The organism is Pseudomonas sp. G5(2012) (assembly GCF_000408945.1).
Classification (GTDB): Bacteria; Pseudomonadota; Gammaproteobacteria; order Pseudomonadales; family Pseudomonadaceae; genus Aquipseudomonas; species Aquipseudomonas umsongensis.
Genome location: NZ_APIO01000204.1, coordinates 1 through 1,297 on the forward strand (window position 1 = coordinate 1; position 1,297 = coordinate 1,297).

General features: G+C 59.4%; 1 protein-coding gene. It reads left to right on the forward strand.

Features of this window, described 5'->3' with window-relative positions; all coding sequences use genetic code 11:
* Nucleotides 1–1,297 (forward strand): immunoglobulin-like domain-containing protein (locus PG5_RS34555; protein ID WP_042955991.1); only part of this gene is annotated, 1,297 nt, incomplete at both ends.

Here is a 1,297-nt window from a genome sequence, read left to right on the forward strand (position 1 = left end):
ACCGTGACCCTGAGCAACGCTGACGGCTTGCCGGTGAACAACCACGGCGGCCTGACTTTCACCCTGAAAGACGGCACGGTGATCAACGTCGCTGCCAACCAGACCAGCGGCAGCACCAGCGTTCCGGTGCCCGACAACCTGTACGTTGATCAACCTGTTGTCATCGACAATCAGTTGACCGGTGTCAGCGGCAGCAACAACTATGAAAACCTGGTGCTCGGCAGCGACAAAACCAGCGTCACCATCAGCGACGAAGCGAACGGTGCCAGCAACAAGGTCTCCGTGGGCATTACCGCCAACGGCGACGTGGTGGAAGGTCATGCTCCGACTTTCACCGTCAGCATCAACCGCGCTTTGGCCGATGACTTCACCGTCACCCTGAGCAATGGGAAATCGGTGGTGATCACTGCGGGTCAAACCAGCGCGATCTACACCGGCGATACCAACGCCGAAGACGTTTATAAAGACCCGACGTCCGAAACCCTGCACATCACTGGGGCGGAAGTCGCGGGCAAGTCGTTCGAAAACCTGGTCATCAGCGGTGCGGATGCAACCGTTAACACCACCGACACCACCAACGACGTGGTGGCCAAACTGACGGTGGATAATTCCAGCGTCAGCGAAGGTGGCCAGATCACTTACACCGTGACCCTGAGCAACGCCGCCGGCCTGCCGGTGAATAACCACGGCGGTCTGAGCTTCACCCTGACCGATGGCACGGTGATCAACATCGCTGCCAATCAAACCAGCGGCAGCACCAGCGTACCAGTGGCAGACAACCTCTACGTCGACCAGCCGGTGACTGTGGTCAACCAGCTGCAATCCGTCAGCGGCAGCAACAATTACGAAAACCTGGTGCTCGGCAGCGACAAAACCAGCGTCACCATCAGCGACGAAGTGAACGGTGCCGGCAACAAGGTCACCGTGGCCCTCAGCGCCAACGGCGACGTGGTGGAAGGCAACGCACCGAGCTTCACCGTCAGCATCAACCGCGTCCTGGCCGATGACTTCACCGTCACTCTGAGCAACGGTAAATCGGTGGTGATCACTGCGGGTCAAACCAGCGCGATCTACACCGGCGACACCAACGCCGAAGACGTCTACCAAGACCCGTCGTCCCTAACCTTGAACGTCACCGGCGCCTCCGTGGCCGGCAAGACCTTCGAGAACCTGGTGATCGACAATACCGCGGCCACCGTTAAAACAACTGACACCATCAACGAAGTCACCGCCAAGCTGACCGTGGACAGCACCAGCGTCAGCGAAGGTGGCCAGATCACCTACACCGTGACCCTGA